The 3,108-nt window shown below is 61.9% G+C and carries 4 protein-coding genes; all 4 read left to right on the top strand.

Annotated elements, in window-relative coordinates; all coding sequences use genetic code 11:
- Window positions 1–147: 147 nt before the first annotated feature.
- The 4 genes from ACW9I6_RS31725 (at window position 148) to cmoB (ending at window position 3,019) form a co-directional block, all read left to right on the top strand.
- Window positions 148–540: a protease inhibitor I42 family protein gene (locus ACW9I6_RS31725; protein ID WP_003210413.1), complete on the top strand. Its 393-nt coding sequence runs from the start codon at window positions 148–150 to the stop codon at window positions 538–540.
- 1 nt (window position 541) lies between these two features.
- A complete protein-coding gene (locus ACW9I6_RS31720) occupies window positions 542–1,186 on the top strand; it encodes a lysoplasmalogenase (RefSeq protein WP_102605186.1) in 645 nt (214 codons plus the stop codon).
- Between the two features lie 136 nt (window positions 1,187–1,322).
- Window positions 1,323–2,066, top strand: a complete 744-nt coding sequence (cmoA, locus tag ACW9I6_RS31715) for a carboxy-S-adenosyl-L-methionine synthase CmoA (RefSeq protein ID WP_003210418.1) — start codon at window positions 1,323–1,325, stop codon at window positions 2,064–2,066.
- Complete coding sequence (gene cmoB / locus ACW9I6_RS31710) at window positions 2,063–3,019, top strand: tRNA 5-methoxyuridine(34)/uridine 5-oxyacetic acid(34) synthase CmoB (RefSeq protein WP_003210420.1); 957 nt, start codon at window positions 2,063–2,065, stop codon at window positions 3,017–3,019. Before cmoA ends, cmoB begins: the two co-directional genes overlap by 4 nt.
- The last annotated feature ends 89 nt before the right edge of the window (window positions 3,020–3,108 follow it).

The following is a 3,108-nucleotide window of genomic DNA, read 5'->3' as shown; positions in this document are numbered from 1 at the left end:
TTGACCGAGTCCATGCTTTGGAATGCGGTCGAATGTGGGAGCGGGCTTGCTCGCGAAGAGGCCGGTGCAGCCAACACAACGCCATCTGTCACACCTTGTCTCATCTTCGGTTATGCTCGCCCTTCGTCGCCAAACAACGGAGCCCCCATGACCGCTGCCCGTCTGCTTCTCCCCCTGAGCCTTTGCCTGCTCGCCGCCTGCGCCAGTGCGCCGAAGCAAAACGTCACCGTGGAAAAACAGAGCGCCTGCCCGCTGCAACTCAAGACCGGGCAAAACCTGATCCTGACCCTGCCCAGCAATCCCACCACCGGTTACCGCTGGGCCATCCAGGACTCGGCCGGCGGCGTGCTGCGCAGCCTGAGCCCCGAGGTCTACAGCAACACCGACGACACCGGCGTGGTCGGCAGTGGCGGCCAATCCACCTGGCGCTTCCAGGCCTTCAACGCCGGCCAGGGCCGTTTGCGCCTCACCTCACAACAACCCTGGGAGCCGGAAGCTGAACCGGCCGAAACCTTCGACTGCGCCATTACGGTGAACTGATATGCCATGGATGATCCTTGCGTTGATGGGGGCGGTAACCTTTATCTACGGCCTGAGCACCCACGCCACCCTGCTCTGCCTGTTGGTAAAGCCATTGCCGGTACTGGCGCTGCTGGGCTGGCTGCATGATGCGCCGCCCACTGACTATCGACGCTGGATCAGCCTGGGGCTGATTTTTTCCTTGGTGGGCGATGTACTGCTGGCCTGGCCCGGCGACTTGTTCATCTTCGGCCTCGGTGCGTTTTTGTTCGCGCACCTGGCGTACCTGAAAGCCTACTTGAGCGACTGCCGCCGCCCGGCGATTTTGCCGCTGGTACTGGCGCTGGTGGTGGGCGCGATCTTGCTGAGCATTCTGATTTCCCATGGCCTGGGCCCATTGCTGGTGCCGGTGGTGGTGTATGCGCTGGTGATCAGCGCGATGCTGTGGCGAGCGTTGGCGCGCTTGGGCAGCGAAGTGCCCAAGCGATCGGCGTACCTGGCGGCGGCAGGTGCGGCATCGTTCGTGTTCTCCGACACGCTGATCGGGATCAATCGGTTTGTGGTGGCGTTTGAAGCGGCGCCGTATTTGCTGATTGTCAGCTACTGGCTGGGGCAGTGGGGCATTACGGCCTCTTCCTTTCCTCAGAAAAAAACCGTCAACCTGTAGGAGCTGGCTTGCCAGCGAAAAAACCCACAGTTGCCGCGTTCATCCAGAAAGTCCGCGTCATCGTTAACGAACATCGCCGGCAAGCCAGCTCCTACGCTAAAATGCCCGGCTTTCCCCCTTCGTCGCCGGAACAGCCGTGAGCAAAGAACCCGATCGCCTATTCGCCCAGCCCCTGCCCCAGGTGCCGGACTTCGCCTTCAACGAAGACGTGGTGCGGGTTTTCCCGGACATGATCAAGCGCTCGGTGCCCGGCTACCCGACCATCGTCGAGAACCTCGGCGTACTCGCGGCGCAGTTTGCCCAGCCCAATAGTGTGCTCTACGACCTCGGTTCATCCCTCGGCGCGGTGACCCAGGCCCTGCGCCGTCACGTGCGCACCGACGGTTGCCGGGTGATCGCGGTGGATAACTCGGCGGCGATGGTCGAGCGTTGCCGCGAATACCTCAACGGCCAGGACTCGATGTTCCAGGAGTTGCTGCCGGTGGAGGTGATCGAGGGCGATATCCTCGCCCTGCAATTCCAGCCGGCTTCGGTAGTGGCGCTGAACTTCACCCTGCAATTCATCGCCCCCGAACAACGCCAGGCGTTGCTCTCGCGCATTCGCCAATCGCTGCTGCCGGGCGGAGCGCTGATCCTTTCGGAAAAGCTGCGCTTCAATGATCCGGAAGAACATGCGCTGCTCACCGATTTGCACATCGCCTTCAAGCGTGCCAACGGCTACAGCGAACTGGAAATCGCCCAGAAGCGCAGCGCCATCGAAAACGTCATGAAGCCCGACAGCCTCGAAGAACACCGCGAACGCCTGCTGGCGGCCGGGTTCTCGAAAGTCGTGCCGTGGTTCCAGTGTCTTAACTTTGCTTCGTTGATTGCCTTGCCATGATTGATCTGTCTCCCCTCGCCCGCCACCTGGTCGGCACTCCCCTGGCCGTCTGGGCCCAGGGCCTGCAAGCGCAACTCGATGCAAAGATGGAAAAAGGCCATGGCGACCTGGAACGCTGGCAGAGCGCGCTGGATGCGCTGCCGAAGATCATGCCCAGTGAAATCGACCTGCTGAACGGCCTGGTGCTGGATACCGACTGCGACGACGACACCCGTGCGCAAATGCGTACTGCGCTGATGGGCCTTTGCCCGTGGCGCAAGGGCCCGTTCGATCTGTTCGGCGTGCACGTGGACACCGAATGGCGCTCGGACTGGAAGTGGTCACGGGTCGCGCCGCACCTGGACCTCAAGGGCAAACGCATCCTCGATGTGGGTTGCGGCAACGGCTATTACATGTGGCGCATGCTCGGCGCCGGCGCCGACAGTGTGATTGGCGTCGACCCGAACTGGTTGTTCTTCTGCCAGTTCCAGGCGGTGCAGCGTTATCTGCCGACGCCCAAGGCCTGGCACCTGCCGTTCCCGTTTGAAGACCTGCCGTCGAACATGGAAGGCTTCGACACGGTATTTTCCATGGGCGTGTTCTACCATCGCCGCTCGCCCATCGAGCATTTGCTGGCGCTGAAGGATTGCCTGGTCAAGGGTGGGGAGCTGGTGCTGGAGACGCTGGTGGTTGAAGGCGATCAGCAGCAAGTGCTGGTGCCGGAAGACCGCTACGCGCAGATGCGCAACGTCTGGTTCCTGCCGTCGGTGCCGGCGCTGATGCTGTGGCTGCGACGTGCGGGCTTCAGTGAGGTGCGCTGTGTGGACGTGAGCGTGACCACGGTCGAGGAACAGCGCGGCACGGAGTGGATGAAGTATCAGTCCCTCAGCGACTTCCTGGACCCTGAAGATCACAGCAAGACCATCGAAGGGCTGCCGGCGCCGATGCGGGCGGTGATTGTCGCGAAGAAATAAGACTGCTGTTGTGTTGAAGAAATAAGACTGCTGTTGTGGCGAGGGAGCTTGCTCCCGCTGGAGTGCGCAGCGCTCCCAAGATTTTGGGG

This window comes from Pseudomonas sp. SDO5522_S412 (genome assembly GCF_054071215.1).
The sequence above is the reverse complement of the archived record's forward strand: the minus strand, read 5'-3'. Positions and strand labels throughout refer to the sequence as shown.

Coding starts and splice junctions, on each gene's coding strand:
- ACW9I6_RS31720 (WP_102605186.1), top strand. CDS start 542: ATGCCATGGATGATCCTTGCGTTGATGGGGGCGGTAACCTTTATCTAC.
- ACW9I6_RS31725 (WP_003210413.1), top strand. CDS start 148: ATGACCGCTGCCCGTCTGCTTCTCCCCCTGAGCCTTTGCCTGCTCGCC.
- cmoB (WP_003210420.1), top strand. CDS start 2,063: ATGATTGATCTGTCTCCCCTCGCCCGCCACCTGGTCGGCACTCCCCTG.